This is a genomic window from Thalassospira sp. MCCC 1A01428 (assembly GCF_002115825.1).
In the GTDB taxonomy this organism is placed as follows: Bacteria; Pseudomonadota; Alphaproteobacteria; order Rhodospirillales; family Thalassospiraceae; genus Thalassospira.
In genome coordinates this window covers 50087-73196 of record NZ_JFJZ01000009.1, presented here as the reverse complement: position 1 = coordinate 73196, position 23110 = coordinate 50087, and the positions used below count along the sequence as shown (strand labels likewise).

General features: G+C 53.0%; 21 protein-coding genes. 13 read left to right on the top strand and 8 right to left on the bottom strand.

What is annotated here, in order from left to right:
- Positions 1–45: 45 nt before the first annotated feature.
- Positions 46–1074: an NAD(P)-dependent alcohol dehydrogenase gene (locus tag THS27_RS09745; protein ID WP_085590283.1), complete on the bottom strand. Its 1029-nt coding sequence runs from the start codon at positions 1072–1074 to the stop codon at positions 46–48.
- 130 nt (positions 1075–1204) lie between these two features.
- Here THS27_RS09745 and THS27_RS09740 point away from each other — a divergent pair, with 130 nt between their 5' ends.
- Positions 1205–2152, top strand: a complete 948-nt coding sequence (locus THS27_RS09740; RefSeq protein WP_085590281.1) for a LysR substrate-binding domain-containing protein — start codon at positions 1205–1207, stop codon at positions 2150–2152.
- A gap of 56 nt (positions 2153–2208) precedes the next feature.
- Here the strand turns inward: THS27_RS09740 and THS27_RS09735 are convergent, their stop codons facing one another.
- From THS27_RS09735 to THS27_RS09710, 6 genes are all read right to left on the bottom strand, one after another.
- Positions 2209–2973, bottom strand: coding sequence for an SDR family NAD(P)-dependent oxidoreductase (locus THS27_RS09735; protein ID WP_210402871.1), 765 nt, complete (start codon positions 2971–2973; stop codon positions 2209–2211).
- A complete protein-coding gene (locus THS27_RS09730; RefSeq protein ID WP_210402870.1) occupies positions 2970–4031 on the bottom strand; it encodes a zinc-binding alcohol dehydrogenase family protein in 1062 nt (353 codons plus the stop codon). The genes THS27_RS09735 and THS27_RS09730 overlap by 4 nt, the downstream gene beginning before the upstream one ends.
- Before the next feature lie 11 nt (positions 4032–4042).
- Complete coding sequence (locus tag THS27_RS09725) at positions 4043–5152, bottom strand: mandelate racemase/muconate lactonizing enzyme family protein (RefSeq protein WP_085590277.1); 1110 nt, start codon at positions 5150–5152, stop codon at positions 4043–4045.
- 30 nt (positions 5153–5182) lie between these two features.
- Complete coding sequence (locus THS27_RS09720; RefSeq protein WP_085590275.1) at positions 5183–6460, bottom strand: TRAP transporter large permease; 1278 nt, start codon at positions 6458–6460, stop codon at positions 5183–5185.
- Complete coding sequence (locus THS27_RS09715; RefSeq protein ID WP_085590273.1) at positions 6457–6984, bottom strand: TRAP transporter small permease; 528 nt, start codon at positions 6982–6984, stop codon at positions 6457–6459. The genes THS27_RS09720 and THS27_RS09715 overlap by 4 nt, the downstream gene beginning before the upstream one ends.
- Positions 6985–7061: 77 nt before the next feature.
- Entirely contained in the window at positions 7062–8051 is a 990-nt protein-coding gene (locus THS27_RS09710) for a sialic acid TRAP transporter substrate-binding protein SiaP (protein WP_085590271.1), read from the bottom strand.
- Positions 8052–8207: 156 nt separating this feature from the next.
- Between THS27_RS09710 and THS27_RS09705 the strand changes: the two genes are divergently transcribed.
- On the top strand, positions 8208–9188 hold the full coding sequence (locus tag THS27_RS09705) for a GntR family transcriptional regulator (protein WP_085590269.1): 981 nt from the start codon (positions 8208–8210) through the stop codon (positions 9186–9188).
- A gap of 19 nt (positions 9189–9207) precedes the next feature.
- Here the strand turns inward: THS27_RS09705 and THS27_RS09700 are convergent, their stop codons facing one another.
- Positions 9208–10101, bottom strand: a complete 894-nt coding sequence (locus THS27_RS09700; protein ID WP_085590267.1) for an AraC family transcriptional regulator — start codon at positions 10099–10101, stop codon at positions 9208–9210.
- A 138-nt stretch (positions 10102–10239) separates the two neighbouring features.
- Between THS27_RS09700 and THS27_RS09695 the strand changes: the two genes are divergently transcribed.
- The 11 genes from THS27_RS09695 (at position 10240) to THS27_RS09645 (ending at position 23100) form a co-directional block, all read left to right on the top strand.
- The gene (locus THS27_RS09695; RefSeq protein ID WP_085590265.1) at positions 10240–10995 is read left to right on the top strand and encodes an SDR family oxidoreductase; all 756 of its coding nucleotides are present in this window, start codon (positions 10240–10242) and stop codon (positions 10993–10995) included.
- A 451-nt stretch (positions 10996–11446) separates the two neighbouring features.
- Positions 11447–13036 carry an AMP-binding protein gene (locus THS27_RS09690; protein WP_085590263.1) on the top strand — a complete coding sequence of 530 codons (1590 nt, stop codon included), beginning with the start codon at positions 11447–11449 and terminating at the stop codon, positions 13034–13036.
- 79 nt (positions 13037–13115) lie between these two features.
- A complete protein-coding gene (locus THS27_RS09685) occupies positions 13116–14306 on the top strand; it encodes an acetyl-CoA C-acyltransferase (protein ID WP_085590261.1) in 1191 nt (396 codons plus the stop codon).
- Positions 14307–14628: 322 nt separating this feature from the next.
- On the top strand, positions 14629–15327 hold the full coding sequence (locus tag THS27_RS09680) for a TetR/AcrR family transcriptional regulator (RefSeq protein ID WP_210402869.1): 699 nt from the start codon (positions 14629–14631) through the stop codon (positions 15325–15327).
- A 185-nt stretch (positions 15328–15512) separates the two neighbouring features.
- Positions 15513–16406: an SDR family NAD(P)-dependent oxidoreductase gene (locus THS27_RS09675; RefSeq protein ID WP_085590257.1), complete on the top strand. Its 894-nt coding sequence runs from the start codon at positions 15513–15515 to the stop codon at positions 16404–16406.
- Between the two features lie 181 nt (positions 16407–16587).
- Positions 16588–17835 (top strand): branched-chain amino acid ABC transporter substrate-binding protein, encoded by a 1248-nt coding sequence (locus tag THS27_RS09670; protein ID WP_085590255.1) that lies wholly within the window; start codon positions 16588–16590, stop codon positions 17833–17835.
- 95 nt (positions 17836–17930) lie between these two features.
- Entirely contained in the window at positions 17931–18881 is a 951-nt protein-coding gene (locus THS27_RS09665) for a branched-chain amino acid ABC transporter permease (RefSeq protein ID WP_085590253.1), read from the top strand.
- Positions 18878–20173 (top strand): branched-chain amino acid ABC transporter permease, encoded by a 1296-nt coding sequence (locus THS27_RS09660; protein ID WP_085590252.1) that lies wholly within the window; start codon positions 18878–18880, stop codon positions 20171–20173. Before THS27_RS09665 ends, THS27_RS09660 begins: the two co-directional genes overlap by 4 nt.
- The gene (locus THS27_RS09655) at positions 20170–20937 is read left to right on the top strand and encodes an ABC transporter ATP-binding protein (RefSeq protein WP_085590436.1); all 768 of its coding nucleotides are present in this window, start codon (positions 20170–20172) and stop codon (positions 20935–20937) included. Before THS27_RS09660 ends, THS27_RS09655 begins: the two co-directional genes overlap by 4 nt.
- Positions 20934–21635 carry an ABC transporter ATP-binding protein gene (locus THS27_RS09650; protein ID WP_246832913.1) on the top strand — a complete coding sequence of 234 codons (702 nt, stop codon included), beginning with the start codon at positions 20934–20936 and terminating at the stop codon, positions 21633–21635. The genes THS27_RS09655 and THS27_RS09650 overlap by 4 nt, the downstream gene beginning before the upstream one ends.
- A 211-nt stretch (positions 21636–21846) precedes the next feature.
- Positions 21847–23100, top strand: coding sequence for a sarcosine oxidase subunit beta family protein (locus tag THS27_RS09645; RefSeq protein ID WP_085590250.1), 1254 nt, complete (start codon positions 21847–21849; stop codon positions 23098–23100).
- Positions 23101–23110: the final 10 nt, after the last annotated feature.

Sequence of the window (23110 nt, the reverse complement as noted above, 5' to 3'; positions counted from 1 at the left end):
GCTGCGAGGGAGTAAGATAGGTTGGGTCACATGGCATCGCCGGGATCAGGATGCAACCTTGATAACAACCTTGCCAAATGGCCCGCTGTTAAGGTGCTGGAAGGCCGCGGGAACATCATCAAAATTATAAACACGGTCGATAACCGGTTTTATTTTGTGACGGTCAATCGCGCGGATCATATCTTCCATGGCCCGGCGGGGGCCGACGGATATTCCCTCAATCGTTACGCGCTTTCCCAAAATTGGAAGAATTGACATCGACATGTCATATGATTCCATAAAGCCGATCAGGGCAATCCGGCCTCCCTGCCGCACTGCATCCAGCGATTTGCGAATATTTTCGCCGCCAACCACTTCGACGATGTTATCTGCACCGCGACCATCGGTAAGGTCCATAACAGCTGCGGGCCAGTCTGGCGTGATGGACCGATCGATAATGTTATCTGTCCTAACGCCCAATTTGCGAAGCTGTTCGGCTTTTTGGTCGCTGCTGGTGGTTACAATAACATTTGCACCTGCCGCCAGCCCGAATTGTGCTGCAAAAAGCGATACACCACCAGTGCCCTGAATCAGTACGGTTTGATCACTGCGCGATGGCGCAAGTTCGCAAACTGCCATCCATGCGGTAAGGGCGGCAATGGGTAATGTCGATGCCTCTATTGCAGTTAAAGACTTTGGGGCCTGCACACACCAGTCCGCAGGTAAAACAACATATTGCGCCAAAATCCCCGGTATGGTGCCTCCCAGTGGTGGGGCGACGCTCCAATCCAGGGCTTCGCCATCGACCCAGTTCGTAATGCACATCGAAACGGCCTGATCCCCAACAGCAAAGCGTGTAACGCCTTCGCCTGTTTTAATGACCGTGCCTGCCAAGTCCGATGCCGGAGTAAAAGGAAATTTAGGTTCCAGATACATACGGCTTTCAAGGACTTCTGTATCACGGTAATTCAGCGATACTGCTTCCACCCGGATAAGGATTTCTCCATATCCGGGCGCAGGGCGGGACCGGGTTACTTTCTTAAGGTTGGAAACGCCAAAGCTAAGTGTTTCCCAACGTTCCATCAAATCTGACATGGGCAGTTCCTTTTTGCGTTTGCAAACTGATTTGCACTGCGTTTCAGTGCTGGTGCCCAGTCTATTGACAATTTAATGGAAAATGTTTCTCATTAAATTCGTCTTACTTGCGAACAAAGGTCGTCAATAAATGGGGATTCAGCCACATTCACACCTGACCGGGATTACGGCCTTCGTTAGTGCGGTTGATCAGGGCAGCTTTACAGCCGCAGCAGCACATATGGGACTGTCCAAATCAGCCGTTGCCAAAAGTGTTGCCCGTCTGGAAGAACGACTGGGCGTACAGCTTTTAAACCGTACCACCCGGCACCTTGGCTTAACCGATGAAGGCCGTGCCTTTTATACCACCTGCATCCGAATACTTTCAGATCTGGAAGCTGCAGAAACAACCCTTTCAGCCCGGCGAAAAGTGGCATCGGGTACATTGCGTGTCAGCCTGCCTTCCTCATTTGGTCCGCGCTGGGTTTTGCCGTTGATGGTGGACCTGCTAAAAAACTTGCCGCAGCTTACGCTGGATGCACGTTTTACCGACCAGTTTGTCGATCTGCTTGGCGAGGAAATTGACCTTGCTATCAGGATTGGCGACATGGCTGATGATGCCGGTTTGATGATGCGAAAAATTGGCGTTCAGACATCTGTGATATGTGCAGCGCCGACTTATCTGGCTGTTCATGGCGCTGTGACTGACGCCAATGATTTGGCCCGTCACGCCCTGATCGGCGAATTGCGTGAGAGGCGGGTCTTACCCTGGCGATTACGGGACAATAGCGGGGCCGTGATAAAGACACCCCTAAAACCACGGCACCTGATCAGTCATGGCGAAGGTATGTTAAGCGCAGTTCTCGCCGGGGCAGGGTTGGCGTGTTTGCCATATTGGCTGGTAAGCGAACATATCAAAGCAGGGCGGTTACAACAAACCGGCACCAACCTTAACGCGGAAGACAGACCCATCAACCTGATCTGGTTGAAATCCGCTGAAATGCTTCCGAAAATTCGCGTAACGATAGACGAACTTGTACGATGCTTTCAGCCTGTCCCGCCGTGGGAGAAGTCTGATGGAACAGGCCGGTACGGGTAATTGATCAACGCATCAAGCATCTAAGACGTAACAAGGACAATACCGACGTAAGACGCCTAAAACCCGTGCAAGGCACCGCCATCAACGACCAGAATTTCGCCGGTTACATATTTGGCGGCGGGGGAGGCAAGATAGGTCATTGCCCAGCCGATATCTTCGGGGTCGCCGAAACAATCCATCGGGATGCGGGCGCGGATTTTGGCGAAGCGGGCCGGGTCGGTTTGGGTGGCTTTTTCAAAAAGGTCGGTTCTGATCCAGCCCGGAGCCACACCGTTTACCCGGATTCCATCTGGTGCCAGTTCGGTTGCCAGGGCACGAACCAGCCCGACATAGGCTGCCTTTGCCGCCGAATAGCCAATGACATGGGGAATACCCAAAAAGGATGCCATTGATGCGGTAAACAGTATCGATCCTTTCCCGTTTGCCTGGCGAATTTGTGGCAAAAAAGCCTGACTGAGCGAGAAGGCACCGGTCACATGGGTATTCATGACATTGGTAAAATCATCCACCCCCATATCATCGACCGGTTTTTTCACGGTATTTCCAGCATTGTTGACCAACACGGATATTCTGCCAAATCGGCTTTCAACGGTTTTTGCAAAATCGCGGCTATTACTGGTATCTGTCACATCAAAACAAATGACTTGAACTTTGCCGTCCAGTTCCTTGCGAGCAGTTTCCAGTTTGGTTTCGCTTGTGCCGGTTAAAATGACCTCGGCACCGGATTGCAAAAAGCATTTGCCAATTGCCTTGCCCAAACCGCCACTGCCACCCGTAATCAGAGCGCGATGGCCCGAAAGCGAAAAAGGAGTTTCTATCATTTTTTGTCCCCGTTTTCGGCGTTTGCATTGCCAAGACGAACCAGAATTTTGGTAATACCGCCGGGATTGGCGGCCCATTCGCGCATCGCGCTATCGGCCTGTTCAATAGAAACTGTCCGCGAAATGATAATATCGGCGCAGGCAGGATTATCGTGAAGAAACCCGATGACTTTTTCAAAATCCTGTCGGGTTGCGCCGCGTGATCCCAGAATTTCGATTTCCTTGGACACAAACAGCCGGGTTTCAAACTCGACCGGGACTTTGGTATAGCCCACATATACAACCCGCGCACATTGCGAGGCGACATCTACTGCCTGCCGGAAGGTATGGGGGCTTCCGGCTGCTTCAAGAATAACCGACGGACCTTCGCCGTTTGTCAGGGATAGCAAACGGGTGATAACATCTTCGGTGCTGGCATTGATAATTTCAACGGCACCAAGCTGACGGGCAATTTCAAGCTTTTTCGCAGAAAGATCGACAGCGATAACATGAGCACCTTTGCGCAGAGCCGCCAAAAGGATACCCAAACCGATCATGCCGACGCCTAAAACAACAACTTTTTCACCTGGTTGAATACGAGCGCGTTCAACAGCATGAAAACCCACTGCCAGCGGCTCGACAAGGGCGATGTCGCGTTGACAAAGGGTGTCAACCGGGATGATGTGGCGATATGGCACACAGGTATATTCGGAAAGCGCACCTTCGCGTTGTACCCCCATTGTCTGATTATTCCGGCACGCATTGGGCCGGTTGTTCCGGCACGCAATACAGGTGCCACAATTAAAATAGGGCAGGATGGTAACCTGCTGGCCTGTCACATAATCATGCGGTACCGCCGTGCCAATGTCATCGATGACCCCCGAAAGTTCGTGGCCTGGAACACGTGGAAAATCAACCATCGGGTTACGACCCTGAAAACTGCTAAGGTCTGATCCACAATAACCAACATAACGCAAGGCCACCCGCACCTCGCCCGGACCGGGAACCGGTACGGGACGGGTGGTTAGACTGATATTATCAGGACTGGTGATGCAAATGGATTTCATATGTTCAGTCATGACAAATTTCCTTATGCCACACCGAAGCGATCCAGGGCATCGTCCCGCAAGGTGGTACCGGCGCCGGGTTGTTGCGGAACAAGAAAATAGCCATCCTCAACTGTTGCCGGATCGGTAAAGCATTCGCGCAACCACGGGATATATTCCAACATCGTATTTGACGGATGACCAATGGCGGTATGAATGTGGGTTTGCATCATGTCGCCAACATGTGACACCACCGGCAAACCATAATTCAAGGCCATATCGGCAACCTGAATCCACGGCGTTACCCCGCCCAGGCGCGCGACATCGGGTTGGGCATAATGCAGGGCACCGGCCTCGATGAAACTTGCAAAATTGTGCGGCAGGTAAAGCTGTTCGCCCAGTGCGATTGGCGTGGTAATGCTTTCAGCAAGGCGTTTATGGCTAATGACGTCATCATACCATAACGGTTCTTCAAACCACATCACATCAGTATCGGCCAGATATTTGCCAAAGCGCATTGCTGTTGGCAAATCCATCAATCCATTGGCATCAACCGCCAGGGTAACATCGGGACCAATGGCCTTGCGCACGGCTTCCAGTCGTTTGATATCAGTGCTCAGGTTGGGGCTACCAACCTTGATTTTAACACCGGTATAACCATCCTCCTGAACAAGACGGCGGCAATCATCGACCAGGGTTTCCATCGGCCAGTTCAACCAGCCACCATCAGTATTATAAGCGCGAATTTTGCGTGCCTTGCCACCCATTTCCTGCCAAAGCGGCATATTGCTGGCCTTGGATTTGATATCCCACAGCGCAACGTCAATTGCGCCCAGTGCCAAATGAGTAATGCCGCCACGGCCAACCCATTGTACCGGCGGGAACCGTTCCATTTCGCGCCACAGGGCCGTTACCTCCAGCGGGTTACGACCGATAACAAGATCGGCAAAGCAAGTTTCAATACACTGCGTGATCAAACGGTCGCTTGGCAAATGGGCATGAGTACCGGAATACCCGTAACCGGTAATTCCGGCATCGGTTTCAATAATCACACCGGGCGCGCCCCAATGGGTGAGGGAGTGGGTGCTGTCCGATACCCCGTTCCGGGTGACCGGAACATGGAGAATGAAGGTTTTAACGGCGGTGATTTTCAATTTACCAGGTCCTTTAAAGCGACAGTGGATTTAACGGTAAAGCAGGGATGGCAGGCCAAGACTGAGTTGTGGAATGAAGGCCAGCAACATCAACACAACAACAAGGGGCACCAGAAACGGCGCGGTTGCCCTGACACATTCTTCAAAGCGCACGCCCGATACCCGCGACAGCACATAAAGCACCATCCCGACGGGCGGTGTTAACAGCCCTAACATCAGGTTTAGAATAACGATGACTCCCAGATGCACCGGATCGATTCCGACCGTGTGCGCGATGGGCAACAGAACCGGCACCAGGATGGTGATGGCAGCGATGGTTTCCATAAAACAGCCCACAACCAGCACCAGAACCATCATTAAAAAAATAATCATGTATTTGTTATCGGTAAAGCCGAGAACAAAGTTTGCCAAATGCTGGGCGGACTGGTTGGCGGTCAAAATCCAGGCAAAAACGGCGGCAGCACCCACAATCAGCATAATTGCCGCTGTTGTTTCGACAGTATCCATAGTGACGCGCAATAAATGCCGCATGGTCAAAGTGCGATAAACCGCGAGCCCCAGAACCAGTGAATAGGCGACGGCGGCAACGGCGGCCTCGGTTGGGGTGAACAGACCGGTTGAAATACCGCCGATAATAATGACCGGGGTCATTAGCGGTAAAAAGGCGGCCTTGCTGGCCGTTCCCAGACCAGACAGGGAAAAGGCCCGATCGCGCGGATAATTGCGGCGATGCGAATACCACGCCACCATCGCCATCAAGGCAACTGCCATTAAAAGGCCCGGCACCACACCGGCCAAAAACAATTGCCCGATCGAAACCTGGGCAATTACGCCATACAAAACCAGCGGCAGGGATGGCGGGATAATAGGCCCGATGGTTGAGGATGCCGCCGTAATACCAACGGCAAACCCGGTTTCATAACCTGCATCGCGCATGGCCTTGATTTCGACATTACCAAGCCCGCCGGCGTCGGCCACAGCGGCCCCCGACATCCCGGCAAAAATCACGCTGGCGCCAACATTAACATGGCCCAGCCCACCTGGTAGCCAACCGACAAGCGCACGGGCAAAGTTAAAAATGCGCACCGTAATACCGCCGGTATTCATCAAATGACCGGCCATGATGAAAAACGGCACCGCAAGCAACGGAAAGCTGTTTACACCGTTAATCATGTTATGGAGCATGCTGATCGGCGGCATGCCCGCAATGATCAGATAAACCAGCGATGACCCGGCAAGGGCCACGGCAACCGGCGCACCACAAACCAGCAAAACAGCCAACAGAATAAACATGATAGCAAGGGTCATGCACCGGACCTCCGCAAGCTATGAAAACCGCGTATCAATGTGACAATGGCGGTGATTGCCAGACAAACCACGACCGTCCAGAACAGGTAGGCACGTGGCACATCAATGCTGATCATGCGCTGGTGGCCCATACGATTTGCCAACGCCACCCCGGACCAGGCCGCGCAACCAAAAAACACTGCCGTAACCATATCCATCAGGAAAAACAGGGCGCGTGATGCAGCCTTGGGAATGTAAAGATGGAAAAAGTCCAGATAGATGTGGCTTTTCTTGCGTGCACAAATAAAGGCACCCGAAAACGTAACCACGATTAACAGATACCGGGCCACTTCTTCGGTCCAGGGGATGGAACTGTTCAAGGCGTAACGCGAAAAAAATTGAAGGAAAACGACAAGAACAAGTCCCCAAAACAGCACAAAAACCGGCGCATCCCACCAGGAAATATCGCTAATGTCGCTTTGTCGGGAATCAATTTGCGAGGTGATTTCCCCGGCAATTTTCTGGTCGTCGGAAAGGTTGTTCATTATTGACCTTCACCATGCCTGGTCACAGGAGGGGGGCGAACGATTAAACAATCATCCGCCCCGAAATAACCGGATACTTACTTGCCGATGGCTTCCAGACGTTTAAATGTCTCGGGGGACCAAGGCATGTCGGCCTTTTGCAAAAGTGGCTGAACGATATCCATAAATGGCTGACGATCAACGTCATGAACGTTCACGCCCTTGTCCTTGAACCACGCAACAAGGCTGTTTTCCTGATCGCGTACATCCTGGGTGGCTTTGGTGGCGGCATCTTTCAATATTTTGAAAATGATGGTGCGGTCTTCTGGTGACAAATCACCATATGTCACACCTGACATCACCGTGGTCAGCGTAGCAGTGGTATGGCTGGTCAGGCTGATATCGCTTTGCACTTCATAGAATTGACCGGCTTTAATGGTCGGCAACGGGTTTTCCTGCGCATCAACCACCCCCTGTTGCAAACCAAGATAGACTTCCGAAAATGCCATCGGGGTGGGATTGGCCCCAACCGCTGTCGGAAACAACGTATATGCAGGGGCATTGGGCACGCGTATTTTAAGGCCCTTCATATCGGACGGCTTCAGGATCGGCTTGTTCGATGTAACCTGGCGCGTACCGTAATAGGTGTGCGTTACCAGAACATTGCCTGTCGCATCCTGATAGCCCTGTGCCATTTCATCGCGAAGGTCGCTGTTCCAGAAGGCCTGCCAATGATCAAAATCACGAAAAACAAACGGATAATCGAGAATACCGATTTCGGGATAGCTTTGCGCCATGAAGGCCGGGCCCGTGTAAATCAGGTCAATGGTGCCCAACGACAAACCTTCATTGATGGCTTCTTCATTGCCGAGCGATGAGGACGGGAAAACCTGCATTTCATAACGGTCATCCGTCTGTTTTTTAATCACCTCGGCGGCATCAAGCAGCACCTTATGATAGGGCGTTGATTGATCATAAACATGGGCGAATTTCAGGATCGTGGTGGCATGTGCCGCAGAAAACAGACCCAGCGTAAGCGTGGTAGCCACTGTGACAGCCGGGATCACTTTGCGAAGTGAAAAAGACATCGGGTTTCCTCCCTTGGAATATATCGAAGCGGTGTGTTTTTGCTTTTGTTGGATACGAGATCTAGCAAAAACGTATATTGAGCGCAATATCCATTTTTAAATGAATTGACGAAATGTAGCTCTACAGGGGATAAATCGTGGAAAAAGAGGCCCCGGATGAAAACCGAACCACCGCGCATCAACGATGCGGTTTATAAAATTTTGAAATCGAATATTGAACAAAACCGGATTCCCTGTGGTGTGCGTATTCGGGAAACCGATGTGGCACGCCTGCTTGATGTAGGGCGGGTGCCGGTGCGTGCTGCCCTTGCGCGCCTGGAAGGCGAGGCGATACTTGTGAACGCGCCGGGGCAGGGATATGTCCGCACAGGCAAGGCCCCATCGGCCGGCGTGCGATTTGCCGATCTCGAACTTGATATTGACCCGGAACTTCTTGAAATACTGGGTAATCGCAACTGGCGTATGCGCATTTTCGACGAAGCTGAACTAACCGTTGCCTCGGCACTGGTTTTTGGTGCCTACAGCATCAGCGAAGCGCGGCTTGCGGGCCATTATGGCGTAAGCCGCACCATTGCCCGTGAATTTCTAAGCCGGATTGAACGGGTAGGGCTGGTAGCACAATTGCCAAATGGGCGCTGGCAGGCAGGCCCTATGACCGACAAGGACATTCGCGACCATTACGCCATGCGGTGCGCCCTCGAACCGCTTGCGCTACGCGAAGTTGCCGCGACCCTGGAAAAAACGCTCGTTGGCAAAATGATTGATCGGCTTGAAAAAGCGCAACACGAAATTGAAACTGTCACGACAGACGATATCTTGCGGCTGGAAAAGGATTTACACGTTGATATCGTTTTAGGGGGCACTAACCGGCCAATGAATGATGCGATCCATCGTAGCCAGTTACCGCTGATTTCCACCCATATTTCCTTTGTCGCCACCCAGTCATATGACATCGTTGAAAATACGATTAACGAACATCTGGCGATAGCCTTTGAACTGAAAGCAGGCAATGGCATTGCCGCATCTCAACTGCTGGAACAGCATTTAATACGGGCCCGCGAAACCACCTTGCGCCGACTATCGGATTTGCAAGACAGCCATTTGCCAAACCGTCCTGATTTTCTGGTACCGTTATAACGACAGATCAGAATATGCTTTATTCAGCCGCCCTGACGCCAATGATTTGACGATCCCGATCCTTACCCGGGGGCAGGCCAAACATACGGCGATATTCGCGTGTAAATTGTGAAACGCTTTCATATCCAACGGCATATGCCACGCTGCTTGTGGTAATGGTTTCAGACATGAACCGGCGGCGGGCTTCGATAAGACGCAACTGTTTTTGAAATTGCAGTGGTGACAGCGACGTTACCGCACGAAAGTGATGATAAAACGACGACGGGCTCATCCCGGCAACAGCGGCAAGATCATCAACCGGAACGGTCCGATCAAATTTCGCCTGTAAAAATTCAATCGCACGGGCGATGCGCTGGCTGTGGCTGTCGGGCCATCCCAATTGGCGAATTGCCGCCCCATGGACACTGGTTAAAAGCCAGTAATGCAGTTCACGAACCAGTTGTGAATAAAGCAACTTAACTGATTGTGGATTATTGCGTAATCGTACCAGACGGAAAGCAGCATCGGCAACGTCTGCTTCGGTTCTTGCGCACCGTGCCGCGATACCGTTGGTATCTGCGGGAACATCCATCTGCACTGCAAGTTCAGCGACAATCGCAAGATCAAGATCCATCACCAGCGACATATAGGGCGCATTCGGGCTAGCCACAGTGATTTGGCTGGCCGTGGGAACATCGGCCGTAATTAACAGGGTGTCGCCCGCAGTAAGCGTTAAATTGCTGGTGCCCATTGCCACTTGTTTTTCGCCTTGCAGCACGAAACAAACCAGCGGTCGTGAAATCGCATAATCAAGGCCACCTGGCTTTGTCGCACAAATGGCGGTTAGGCCGGGAATGGGGGTTTGGGCAATTCCGGTCTTTTCAGGCAAAGACGCAAGAAAGGATCGCACGTGTTCAATAAGCTGATGTGTCATGAGCTGATATTACGTCAAACACCGGGGTGGCGTAAACAGGAATTGGAGGATTAGGCTAAGCATATAGAGGTTTCGGCAACGACGCGGGAGGCGGTTGGATTGTAAAAGACACAACCCAAAAGACAAAAGGAGTTGTCGATGACCAAAATTGCAATCGTAACCGGTGGTAGCCGTGGCCTTGGCCGCAACACAGCCATTAACATTGCCCGCAAGGGCAGTGACGTGATCATCACCTATCAAAATAACCACGCCGCCGCACTCGATGTTGTTGCCGAAATTCAGTCGATGGGCCGCAAAGCAGCAGCCTTGCAGCTTGATATTGGCGATGTCGCCGGTTTTGCCTCTTTTGCCGAAAATTTGTCAACCCGGCTAAAGGATGACTGGCAACGTGAAACTTTTGATCATTTGGTAAACAATGCCGGACATGGCGATATGGCACCGTTTGCCGAAACCACCGAAGACCAGTTTGACAAGCTGGTTGACGTTCACTTCAAAGGCGTATTCTTTTTAACCCAGACCTTGCTGCCGCTTATTACCGATGGCGGGCGCATTGTTAACCTTTCGTCCGGGTTAACGCGGGTGTCGTATCCGGGTTTTGGTGCCTATTCGGCAGTGAAAGCCGCTGTTGAGGTTTTAAGTGTTTATATGGCGAAAGAACTGGGCGCACGTGGCATTGCCGTTAATACCGTGGCACCCGGGGCAATTGAGACCGATTTTCTGGGCGGAGCAGTGCGCGACATGCCCGACCTGAACAAGGTTTTTGCCGATATGACCGCCCTTGGCCGCGTTGGCGTGCCCGACGACATTGGGCCGATGATTGCAAGCCTGCTTTTGGAAGACAACCGCTGGATTAACGGCCAACGCATCGAGGTATCTGGCGGCCAGACCATTTGATAACATAAATTAAATTCCTGAATTCCCCGAACCGTCAGGCTGCTTGTCTGGCGGTTCGGGTTAAATAACTAAATAGCACTTTACCCAATAACATCTGGGGGAGGGGGCGCCCATATGGCATTCCCGACAGCTGAAGCATTTATATATAGCACTCAATAAACATTCACACACTTGATAGTTAATGTTGACATAGAGCGATCATTAGGTCATTGATATCGACGCGACGTGGCGCAGCTGTGTTTAGAATCAAGCACCTAGAAGGGTTACGGTAAGAGTGGAAAACAGCATAAGAGCAATGCTGTATTTTACCCCAACCGCAATTTAAAGCCCATTTTGGTTCAGGGATCGTCACGACTTGGGGCCGTAACCGGGGCAACAACCGCCAGCGTTCGCAGAAATTGAATGTCGGCCAAGGCATGATTGCCGCGCCACCAGAGATATCGGAGTTCGAATGATAGACGGTGCCATGCAGCGATATGCGCTGACGCTCGATAAGTTTCTGGGTCATGCAGCCAAGTGGCACCCTGATGTTGAGGTGGTCAGCGCGCACCCTGATGGCGTACTGGCACGGGTGGGGTATGCCGATCTAAAAGACCGTGCGCAACGATTGTCGCGGATATTGGCCGACCGCGGGATCGGGCTGGGCGATCGCGTGGCGACACTGGTATGGAACAGCCAGGCCCACGTCGAAGCATGGTACGGGATTATGGGGATCGGGGCAGCGTGCCATACGTTAAATCCCCGGCTAACGGTTGAGCAAACGGCAAGCATTCTTGCACAGTCCGAAGCGCGTATTTTGATTGTCAGTGCCGATCTGGTGCCGCTTGCACGCCAGATTGTCGCCCATACCCCGGTGCAACATATGCTGGTGGTTGATGGCGAAGCCGACCTTGATGCCGCACGGGCCGAAGGTGTTTCCATCACCGCGATGGAGCCGTTAATGGCGGCGGCATCAAGCGACGTTACATGGGGCGGGTTCGATGAAACAACCGCGTCCGGCCTGTGTTTCACCTCGGGTACCACTGGCGCGCCCAAGGGTGTCAGCTATACGCATCGTTCAAGTTACCTTCATACATCGCGCTTGCTTCAGGCAGACGTAATTGGCATTACCGCAGCCGACACCGTGTTGGCAATGGTGCCGATGTTTCATGCCAATGCCTGGGGTTTGCCGTTTGCAGCCCCGGCCGTGGGCGCAAAACTGGTATTGCCGGGGCGTTTGGCCGACGGGGCCAGTCTGGCAAAACTGATCACCTCGGAAGGGGTCACGGTTGCGGCAGGGGTGCCCACAGTCTGGCTGGGGCTGGTCGAGCATCTTGAAGCCTGTGGCGGTGAAGTGCCGACCTTAAAGCGCATTTTAATGGGCGGCGCCCCCATGCCACCCGCCTTGATGGCGCGCCTTGAAGAGCGACTTGGCGTAGCGGTACAAACCAGCTGGGGCATGACCGAGCTTTCCCCGTTAGGTGCAATGTCATCGCCCTGTGATAGTGAAAGAACCGCCTCGGTTTCCGGCCGTCCATCGGTTGGAATAGATATGTTATTGACCGATGCCAGCGGTAAAGCCCTGGCAGAGCAACGTAATGTCGAGGGGCATTTACGGGTGCGCGGTTGCTCGGTGGTTGAGCGGTATCTGGGCGACGATAAAAGTGCGACCGATGCCGATGGCTGGTTTGATACTGGCGACCTTGCCCGGATTGATGATCGTGGCAACCTGATGATTACCGGGCGCGCCAAGGAACTGATCAAATCGGGCGGCGAATGGATTAACCCCGCCGAAATCGAAGCCATTGTTAGCGCCCTGCCGCAAGTATCATTGGCCGCCGTCATTGCCCGACCCGACGAAAAATGGGGTGAACGGCCCGTGCTGCTGGTTGAAATGCGCAAGAATCAAACCATCAGCGACGATGACCTTCGTGCGTCTTTGCGTGGACGCGTGGCATCGTGGTGGATACCCGATGTTGTGGTGCGCGTGCCCAGCATGCCCCGGGCATCGACCGGAAAAATAGACAAATTGCGCCTTCGCAGCGAATACGGCATCGCCTGAACCATAACAGATGGCAGCACGCAGCGTGATTATGACGTTGCGAATGTAAAGCCAGCGGATTGAAAACGGGAGAATACGCATGAGAGAAGCCGTCATCGTCAGCACTGCGCGCACCGGTATCGGGCGCGCCTATCGCGGAAGCCTGAATGCCATTAAATCGCCGACGCTGGCCGGCCATGTTTTACAACACGCTGTGGCGCGGGCCAAAATTGATGCCGCCGAGATCGAGGATTTTGTTCTGGGTACGGTTTTGACCGCCGGAACCGCGGGCATGAACCTGGCGCGCAATGCGGTCTTTGCAGCTGGCCTTCCGGTAACGGTGCCGGGCCAGACCATGGACCGGCAATGCGCATCGGGCCTGATGGCGATTGCAACCGCCGCCAAACAGATCATGGTTGATGGTATGGATATTGTTGCCGCCGGCGGGCAGGAGAATATTTCGGCTGTGCAGGACCGTTATTTTTCCTGGATACAGGAAGATGCCGACAAAAATGTTATTGCCGGTGCGCCCCATGCCTATATGCCGATGTTAAAAACGGCTGAATTTATTGCCAGCAAATACGGCATCAGCCGCGAGGCACAGGATGAATACGCCCTGCAATCGCAATTGCGCACCGCAAAGGCCCAGGCCAATGGCTTGTTTAACGACGAAATCGTGCCGATTTCAACCCGCATGAAAGTGCAGGACAAGGAAACCGGTGTGGTGTCAGAACGCGAGGTTACCCTTGATCGTGATGAAGGCAACCGCCCCTCGACCACTTTGGATGGCTTGGCCGGGCTAAAGCCGGTTATCGACGGCGGCGTGATTACGGCCGGGAATGCCAGCCAGCTTTCCGACGGCGCATCGGCCTGTATTTTGATGGATGCAAAACGGGCGGAAAAACGCGGATTGTCTCCGCTCGGAATATATCGCGGCATGGCAGTCGCTGGCTGCCCGCCCGAAGAAATGGGCATCGGCCCGATATATGCCATTCCCAAATTGTTAAAACAACACGGGCTTGGCGTTAAGGATATCGGGCTGTGGGAGCTAAACGAAGCCTTTGCCGTGCAAGCACTTTATTGCCGGGACCATTTGGGGATTGATCCCGCCATTTATAATGTAAATGGTGGCGGCATTTCGATAGGCCATCCTTATGGTATGACTGGCGCGCGTCTTGTCGGCCATGCGCTGATAGAAGGACGTCGTCGTGGTGTGAAATATGTTGTGGTGACCATGTGTGTCGGCGGCGGCATGGGGGCTGCCGGGCTGTTTGAAGTGAATAATGCCTAACGCCAGGATCCAGATTATGAATACCGGGCGGGTAGCGCAAAAGCGAAGCATACCCGGTTATCAGACTGTCAAATCGTTTGGATATCGCAAGCCTTCGCGGTTATGTTGGTAGCGGTTTTTAGTGGCCCTGTATGGTGAAGCCGGTGTGATCCTGCCCCCGGCAATGCCGCACAGGCCTTTGATCTTGCGTGAGACCTTAAATGACACGGTGCCGTTATCCGGACCGCGTCGCCCTGATCTGGCAAAGGCTGCGGGGAAGGTGCCGTGCGCAAGGTACAACGATTTGTCCGGTGGTGGATCATAATTTGGAAAGGTATCAAACTTGTCTGTAGAGAAGAAATCGCGGCCCAGAAGTTCGACCAAGGCAGAACAGCGTGCCGAGATGATTGAGAAGATACTCGATGCTGCTGAATATCTTTTTTCCAGACATGGCCTATATGGCGTGACCTTAAAGGATGTCGCCAAATATGTTGGCGTGCATCACACATTGATCAATTACTATTTCGAGGACAAGAAACAGCTGTTCGATGCCGTGTTTGAACGCCGGGCCGTTATTACAAGCGAGCGACGCCTGCGCGTCCTTAAGGAATACGAGCTTGAATGTGACGGTAAGCCAACGGTGGAAGGCGCGCTTCGGGCCTTTCTTGATACCGACCTTGATTTATATATCGAAGGCGGGGATGGCTGGAAAAACTACGCTGCCCTCGGCGCGCAAGTAGCCAATACTCCGGAATGGGGCGCGGACATGATGGACAAGCACTTTGACCCGGTTGTTTTGCGCCTGATTGACCTTCTTAAGGCTGCGTTGCCTGATAGTGCGGAGGAAGATATTTTTTGGGGATATCACTTTGTCACCGGGGCATTAATGCTGACCCTGGCGCGCACCGGACGTATCGACAAGTTGTCGGGGGGCTTGTGCAAATCGGGCGATTTCGTTGCAGTTAAGGAGCGGATGGCAACCTTCATGACAGCTGGTTTTCTTGCAGTTTGCAAGGAACGTTCTGCGCCGAAGATGCCGTAAGACAAAGCAACCACATTTGAGGCTGACAGTGCGTTTGCGGTAACGGTTTCCCTTCGTGCTGTCAGGGAATATGACACGAAATTATGGGGCCCCGAACCGGGGCCGCAGCAAAAGAAACTCTTGCGTTTTTATTATTAATTCACTAGTGAGTTAATAAGTTGCCGATGACAATAAGGGATACAAAAATGGAGCTTCGGGATCGTATTGCAATTGTGACCGGTGCGGGCGGGGGATTGGGCCGGTGCCATGCACTTTTGCTGGCCAGCCTTGGCGCACGGGTTGTTGTCAATGATATGGACGGCGACAGTGCAACACGTGTTGCTGGCGAAATTAACGCCAATGGTGGCGAGGCAATTGCCTTTGCAGCATCGGTAACCGATGAAGCCCGGATTGGCGAGATGGTTGAACACACCATAGCCGCATGGGGCCGTATTGACATTCTGGTCAATAACGCCGGTATCCTGCGCGACAAAAGCTTTGCCAAGATGGACCTGGCCGATTTCCGTCTGGTCGTTGATGTTCATCTGATGGGTGCGGCCATTTGCACCAAGGCCGTATGGGAAATCATGCGCCAGCAAGGCTATGGCCGCATTGTGATGACCACCTCGTCCTCGGGTCTTTATGGAAATTTCGGCCAAGCCAATTACGGGGCGGCGAAAATGGCATTGGTCGGCCTGATGCAAACACTGGCGCTGGAAGGCGAGAAATACAACATTCGCGTTAACTGCCTTGCCCCGACCGCTGCCACGCAAATGACCGATGGCCTGCTGGCCCCCGATGCCCTTGCCAAACTTGCCCCGGACCTTGTTAGCCCCGGCCTTTTGGCGCTGGTGGGCGAAAATGCGCCGACACGGGCAATAATGTGCGCCGGAGCGGGGCATTTTGCCTGTGCAAATGTCACCCTGACCCCTGGTGTGCAAATTGGCGACGGTGAAAATGCCCCTGCGCGTGTGGTCGCACAGTGGGACCACATCAGCGACCGCCAGGGCGAAATTGTTCCGGGATATGGCTTTACCCAGGCGGAACGCGAACTGGCCGGAGCAGGTGCAGAACCCGAGACCCTGTTTTCGAAAGCCTGATTGTTAATTTTGTTAAAGTGCGCGGCCTTATGCCGGGCCGCGCATTACGACAAAGAACACAAGAAAATACGCAGAAGATACCAAGGGCCGACGTCAATACCGACGGAACGGTCTGTGTAAAAAGGCAGTAATAACTGCAACAAAGGGGCGGATGACCCGCTTCTTAATCAGGGAGGAACCTATGAAGAAACTAGTTGCTTCGACGGTGCTTGCGCTGTCTGTGATCGGGGCATCCGTTGTGCCCGCCGCCGCCGATAATATTAAAATCGGCTATGTTGACCCACTTTCCGGTGGCGCTGCCAGCATTGGCCAGATCGGCCTTAACCAGCTTAACTTCATCGCTGACACCGCCAATAAAAATGGTGGTATTAATGGCGAACAGGTCGAGGTTATCGGTTACGACAACCAGATCAACCCGCAGACCAGCCTTGTTCAGGTGCAAAAGGCCATTGATGAAGGTGTTCGCATCATCATTCAGGGTAACGGGTCTTCGGTCGGCTCCGCCATCGAAGGGTTCGTTGCCAAATATAATCGCCGCAACCCCGACGCACATATCGTTTATCTTAATTACGGCGCGATCGACCCGGTTATGACCAATGATAATTGCAGCTATTGGCATTTTGGGTTCGATGCCAATACCAATGTCAAAATGGCCGCTTTGACCAATTTTATCAAACAGCGTGCTGAAATCAAAAAAGTCTATCTGATCAATCAGGATTATTCGTTTGGTCACGCAGTCGCCGATACCGCCGTCAGCATGCTTAAGGAAAAGCGCCCCGACATCGAAATTGTCGGTAACGAATTCCATCCGCTGGTAAAAATCACCGACTTTTCCCCTTATATCGCCAAAATCAAGGCTTCAGGTGCTGATACCGTGATCACCAGCAATTGGGGACAGGACTTTTCCCTGTTGATCAAGGCTGCCGGTCAGTCCGGGCTGGATGTGAACTGGTACACCTATTATGCCGGTGCCGCCGGTGGCCCCACCGCGATCAAACAGGCTGACATGGCGGGCCGGGTTTTCCAGATCAACGAAGGTATCAGCAATCTTGGCTATGAGCCGGCCGAAAATACGGCCCGCGAATATGGCGCACGTTACAAGGATGCGCCGGTATTGTTCCCGCGTATTTTCAATACAACTGCCATGCTGTTCAAGGCCATTGAAGCTGCCGGCTCGCAAGACCCGGCCGATTTCATCCCCAAGCTTGAAGGTATGAAATATGCCAGCTTCTCGGCCGGGGGGGACAGTTTTATGCGTAAAGACGACCATCAGCTGTTCCAGCCGCTTTATATTTCTTCGTTCGGGCCTCTTGCCAGCGACAAGGCATTTGACGAGGAACACACCGGATGGGGCTGGAACAAGGTAGGCGAAATTGCTGCCAAAGATACCGTTGTTCCGACTACTTGCAAAATGAAACGTCCTGGCTGACGAATGATCAAGCGGCGTTCGGATATAAACGAACGCCGCCATCTCTCAGCCGGTAACGGCCTCATGACGATGCTCGGAAGCGAGGAAACGCGATCGTGTTCGAAATCCTTTTTATTTCAACTATTAACGGCGTCCTTTACGGAATGCTGCTGTTTCTTATGGCCAGCGGCCTGACCGTCATTTTCAGTATGATGGGCGTTCTGAACCTGGCCCATGCCAGCTTTTATATGCTGGGCGCCTTTTTTGGGTTTGAAATTACCCTGCATATGGGCTTTTGGGCCGGTCTGGTGTTTGCGCCGCTTATCGTTGCCGGTATCGGCATGGTGGTGGAGCGTTATGGTCTGCGCCATGTTCATCGTCACGGCCATGTCGCCGAACTGCTTTTCACCTTTGGTTTGACCTTTGTCATTCAGGAAGTGGTGGAAATGGTCTGGGGCAAACTGCCTGTCGACTATCGCGTGCCCGCGTCGCTCGACTTTTCCGCCTTTACAGTTTTTGCCACCACCTATCCGGCCTTTAAAATTTTTGCGTTACTGGTATCGGTCGTCATTTTTCTGGCGTTGTTGATGGTCATCCGACGTACACGCATCGGGCTGATCGTGCAGGCAGCCTTGTCCCATCCCGATATGGTCGGGATGCTGGGCCACAATGTTGATCGCGTCTTTATGCTGGTTTTTGGCGTCGGGGTTGCGCTGGCCGCTGTTGCGGGCGTTATCGCCGGTCCGGTACTGGTGACGCAATCAAACATGGCCGGTCTTTTGGGGCCGATCCTGTTTGTAGTGGTTGTAGTTGGCGGCCTTGGCTCGCTCGGCGGAGCATTTGTGGCTTCCTTACTGATCGGTCTGGTCCAGACCTATGCGGTTGCTTTCAATATTTCCCTGGCCGATGTCTTTGGCAGTTCCCCGCTGAGCGGCGATGTCGCCTTTTATCTTGACGATCTGTGGAACGTGACGGTCGCCCAGGTTGCACCAATTTTGCCTTATCTGCTGTTGGTGCTGATCCTGATCTTTCGACCGCGCGGATTGATGGGGACAAACAACCGATGAGTCAGAAAACCGATATGAAAATCCCTGCGTTGCCGTCGGATAAACGCAGCAGCTTTTTGGCACGTTTTGGTATCTGGATTGTTGCCGCCATCGTACTGGCAGGCTTGCCCTATGTTTTCAGCTCGGGGCTGGCTGTGTCCACAATGTGCATGATGGGCACCATGATCATCTTTGCGCTGTCCTATAACATGCTATTGGGACAAACCGGTTTGCTATCGTTTGGCCATGCGGTGTTTTTTGGTCTTGGCGGTTTTCTGACCGCATGGGCCATGAACGCCGTGGCAGGCACCAGCAGCCCGGTGCCACTGTTTTTATTTCCCATAATGGGCGGGTTTACCGGGCTTGTTTTCGGTATCATTTTTGGCGCAGTTTCAACCAAACGTTCCGGAACTGCCTTTGCCATGATCACGCTTGGCATTGCCGAACTAGTATCGTCAAGTGCGCTGATCCTGCGCCATTTTTTTGGCGGCGAAGAAGGCATCACGCTTGACCGGACCGATATGGTCCAGGTTCTGGGGCTAAGTTTTGGTCCGCAAATTCAGGTTTATTATCTGATTGCCGTCTGGTGCCTGATTTCGGTTGCGGCAATGTATGCGATAACCTGCACGCCCTTTGGCCGGATATGCAATGCCGTGCGCGATAACCCCGAACGCGTACGTTTCATTGGCTATAACACCCAAACCGTACGGTTTATGGCGTTTAGCCTGTCGGGCCTGTTTGCCGGTATTGGTGGTGGTTTGGCCGCGATCAATTTCGAAATCATGAACTCGGCCCAGATGGGTGTCGGGGAATCCGGTGCGGTTATTTTAATGACCTATATCGGCGGGATCGGTAATTTTGCCGGGCCTATTATTGGTGCCATTGTTGTGACCTATCTGCAATTGATGCTCAGCGATGTTACCGATGTGTGGCAACTGTATTTCGGATTGTTGTTTATTGGCATGGTTATGTATGCTCCGCGCGGCCTGGCAGGTTTATTGGCCCTGCAACAACCCCTGTTGCAAACCCGGCAGCTTCACCACGTCGCCCCCTATTATATTTTGGCCCTTCTGCCAGGTCTGGTCGCCATTTCGGGGCTTAGCATGGTCATCGAAATGACCTATCAGCTTGCGGTTAAAACAGCTGCCGGTCCGGCCATGGTGTTCTTCTATATTCCGTTTAATGCCAATTCTCCGCTGCCCTGGATCATCGCCGTTATTTTGTTTGCGGTAGGCACATGGTTGTTTTTACGCGCAGCCCGGCTAGCCGGGGACGCCTATAGCCAAGCCCTTGCATGGAGGAAATTGCCATGACGCAGACAAAAACCCCCGTGCCCGCCCTTCGCTTGTCCGGGCTGGAAAAAAGCTTTGGTCCGATGAAAATCATTCGGGGCATCGACCTGGATATTCCCGCAGGCGAACGCCACGCCGTGATTGGCCCGAACGGGGCCGGAAAATCGACGCTATTTCATCTGATCAGCGGTCACTATCAGCCAAGTGGCGGATCGGTGCGTTTGCATGGCGATGACATTACCGGCATACCGCCGCAGTTGATTGCACGGCGCGGCCTGTCACGCAGTTTTCAGGTGACCAACCTGTTTCCCCAGCTAACAGTTTGGGAAAATGTACGTTGTGCAACCCTGTGGGCGCTGGGACACAAGTATTCGTTCTGGCGCAATGTGGAACGTTTGGCCGATGCCCGCCAGCGCACCGAAGAAATTCTCCGCGAAATTAACCTGATTGAGCGCTGGAACATGCCCGCCGGGGTACTGGCCTATGCCGAGCAACGGGCGCTGGAAATTGGCCTTGCCATTGCCAGTAACGCCAACACCCTTTTGCTCGACGAACCCATGGCCGGGATGAGCCACGGCGAAACCGAACATATGGTCGAACTGATCCGCAAGGTTAGTGAAAACAGGACCCTGTTAATGATTGAACACGATATGGGGGTGGTTTTTGATCTGGCTGACCGTATTTCGGTTCTGGTTTATGGCGAAGTTATTGCATCTGATACCCCCGAACGTATCAAGGCTAACGCTTCTGTCCAGCAGGCCTATCTTGGAACGGAGGTGGCATGACGATGTTAAATGTGCGGGATCTTCATGCCTATTACGGTAAAAGCCATATTCTTCAAGGCGTTAACATGTCTGTTGGCGCCAATGAAATTGTCAGCATTCTAGGCCGCAACGGGGTAGGGCGCTCTACCACGTTAAAGGCCATTATGGGTAACCCGGTTCCACGCGGGGATGTCGAATTCAAACAGCAAAAAATTGCCGGGCGCAAACCCCATGAGATTGCCAGGCTTGGTATTGGCTATGTTCCCGAGGAACGCGCCATTTTCCCGATGTTAACCGTGGAACAAAACCTGCTGCTTGGCATTAAATCGGGTCAGAAAGAAGCCCGCTGGAGCATTGAGGAAACCTGGAAACTGTTCCCCCAGTTGCGCGAACGGGCCAACGCACCGGGCGGTGCCCTTTCGGGTGGCGAGCAACAAATGCTGACCATTTGCCGCACCCTGATGGGAAATCCCGATCTGATCATGATTGACGAACCAACCGAAGGCCTGGCTCCGCAGATGGTTGAACGTATTGGCGACCTGTTGCAGGAAGTTGCCCGGCGCGGCATTTCCATTTTGCTGGTCGAACAACGCCTGGCCATTGCCATGCGTATTTCGCACCGTCTGTATGTTATGGGGCATGGGCAGATGGTGTTTGAAGGAACCCCGGACGACCTAACGGCAAATCAGGACATTCGCCGCGAGTGGCTGGAAGTTTGAAACCATTTTGCCTTTAAACTGCAAAGCTGCCTTTTGTGCCCAACCTGAATAGGAATAAAAGGCGGCTTTTTTATTACCCATAATACCCCGAGGAATGAAGAAACGGGGTGGGGGCGCAATCATACAATGAAAGTGTCGCATTCTTCCAGTTCGGGCCAATTCCCCCTTGATACAGTTGTAAAATCAAAAAAATTTGGGGGACTGGCTTCACATGACCCACTTCTCAGGGCTATCGCTTTTGAAGAATGCGCTTACCGGGCATAAAAACTGGGAACCGCAATGGCCTGACAGCCAGCCAAAAGCCGAATATGACGTCATCATTGTTGGTGCCGGTGGGCATGGTTTGGGGGCGGCCTATTATCTGGCCAAGGAACACGGCATTACCAATGTTGCCGTCATCGACAAAGGCTGGCTGGGCGGCGGTAATACCGGCCGTAACACCACAATCATCCGGTCCAACTATCTTTATGATGAAAGTGCACGGCTTTTTGACCATGCACTCGACCTGTGGGATGGCCTGAGCCAGGATTTGAATTACAATGTTATGTATTCCAAGCGCGGCGTTTTAATGCTGGCACATAACGTACATGATGTTCAAAGTTTCAAACGCCATATTCATTCCAACCGGTTAAACGGGGTGGATAACCGCTGGTTAACCCCGCAAGAGGCCAAGGCATTTTGCCCGCCATTAGACATTTCGCCCAACGCACGTTTCCCCGTTGTGGGGGCTGCATTGCAAAGCCGGGCAGGAACCGCGCGACATGACGCAGTTGCCTGGGGATATGCGCGCGGCGCATCAATGCGCGGTGTTGATATTATTCAGAATTGCCCGGTAACCGCCATTCGCCGTGGGCCGGACGGGCGTGTCACCGGTGTTGAAACCGCACGCGGATTTATCGGGGCCAAAAAAGTCGCGGTATCGGCGGCGGGGCATACCTCGGTTGTGATGGAAAGTGCCGGCGTGCGAATGCCGCTTGAAAGTTATCCATTACAGGCCCTGGTGTCCGAACCGGTGAAACCGATTTTCCCCTGTGTTGTTATGTCCAATACGGTGCATGCCTATATCAGCCAGTCTGACAAGGGAGAGTTGGTGATTGGATCGGGCACAGACCAATATACCAGTTATTCCCAACGTGGTGGTTTGCCGCTGATTGAGCATACGGTTGCCGCGATTTGTGAAATTTTTCCGATCTTCAACCGCATGCGGATGTTGCGCAAATGGGGTGGCATCGTTGATGTGACGCCGGACCGTTCGGCCATTTTGGGTAAAACGCCCGTGCCCGGTTTATATGTGAATTGCGGTTGGGGAACGGGCGGGTTCAAGGCAACGCCAGGGGCAGCGCATACGCTGGCCTGGACTGTTGCCAAAGACGAACCCCATGTCATTAATGCCCCTTTCACCCTGGAACGATTTAGCACCGGACGTCTGATTGACGAAGCCGCTGCCGCCGCCGTTGCGCACTAAGGAGAACGGA

What these genes read in the sequence shown, in the direction of transcription:
- THS27_RS09660 (WP_085590252.1), top strand. Translation starts at nt 18,878, where the DNA reads ATGAGTCAGAAAACCGATATGAAAATCCCTGCGTTGCCGTCGGATAAA.
- THS27_RS09710 (WP_085590271.1), bottom strand. Translation starts at nt 8,051, where the DNA reads ATGTCTTTTTCACTTCGCAAAGTGATCCCGGCTGTCACAGTGGCTACC.
- THS27_RS09675 (WP_085590257.1), top strand. Translation starts at nt 15,513, where the DNA reads ATGGAGCTTCGGGATCGTATTGCAATTGTGACCGGTGCGGGCGGGGGA.
- THS27_RS09685 (WP_085590261.1), top strand. Translation starts at nt 13,116, where the DNA reads ATGAGAGAAGCCGTCATCGTCAGCACTGCGCGCACCGGTATCGGGCGC.
- THS27_RS09670 (WP_085590255.1), top strand. Translation starts at nt 16,588, where the DNA reads ATGAAGAAACTAGTTGCTTCGACGGTGCTTGCGCTGTCTGTGATCGGG.
- THS27_RS09700 (WP_085590267.1), bottom strand. Translation starts at nt 10,101, where the DNA reads ATGACACATCAGCTTATTGAACACGTGCGATCCTTTCTTGCGTCTTTG.
- THS27_RS09690 (WP_085590263.1), top strand. Translation starts at nt 11,447, where the DNA reads ATGATAGACGGTGCCATGCAGCGATATGCGCTGACGCTCGATAAGTTT.
- THS27_RS09730 (WP_210402870.1), bottom strand. Translation starts at nt 4,031, where the DNA reads ATGACTGAACATATGAAATCCATTTGCATCACCAGTCCTGATAATATC.
- THS27_RS09645 (WP_085590250.1), top strand. Translation starts at nt 21,847, where the DNA reads ATGACCCACTTCTCAGGGCTATCGCTTTTGAAGAATGCGCTTACCGGG.
- THS27_RS09720 (WP_085590275.1), bottom strand. Translation starts at nt 6,460, where the DNA reads ATGACCCTTGCTATCATGTTTATTCTGTTGGCTGTTTTGCTGGTTTGT.
- THS27_RS09705 (WP_085590269.1), top strand. Translation starts at nt 8,208, where the DNA reads ATGAAAACCGAACCACCGCGCATCAACGATGCGGTTTATAAAATTTTG.
- THS27_RS09655 (WP_085590436.1), top strand. Translation starts at nt 20,170, where the DNA reads ATGACGCAGACAAAAACCCCCGTGCCCGCCCTTCGCTTGTCCGGGCTG.
- THS27_RS09735 (WP_210402871.1), bottom strand. Translation starts at nt 2,973, where the DNA reads ATGATAGAAACTCCTTTTTCGCTTTCGGGCCATCGCGCTCTGATTACG.
- THS27_RS09650 (WP_246832913.1), top strand. Translation starts at nt 20,934, where the DNA reads ATGACGATGTTAAATGTGCGGGATCTTCATGCCTATTACGGTAAAAGC.
- THS27_RS09740 (WP_085590281.1), top strand. Translation starts at nt 1,205, where the DNA reads ATGGGGATTCAGCCACATTCACACCTGACCGGGATTACGGCCTTCGTT.
- THS27_RS09715 (WP_085590273.1), bottom strand. Translation starts at nt 6,984, where the DNA reads ATGAACAACCTTTCCGACGACCAGAAAATTGCCGGGGAAATCACCTCG.
- THS27_RS09695 (WP_085590265.1), top strand. Translation starts at nt 10,240, where the DNA reads ATGACCAAAATTGCAATCGTAACCGGTGGTAGCCGTGGCCTTGGCCGC.
- THS27_RS09745 (WP_085590283.1), bottom strand. Translation starts at nt 1,074, where the DNA reads ATGTCAGATTTGATGGAACGTTGGGAAACACTTAGCTTTGGCGTTTCC.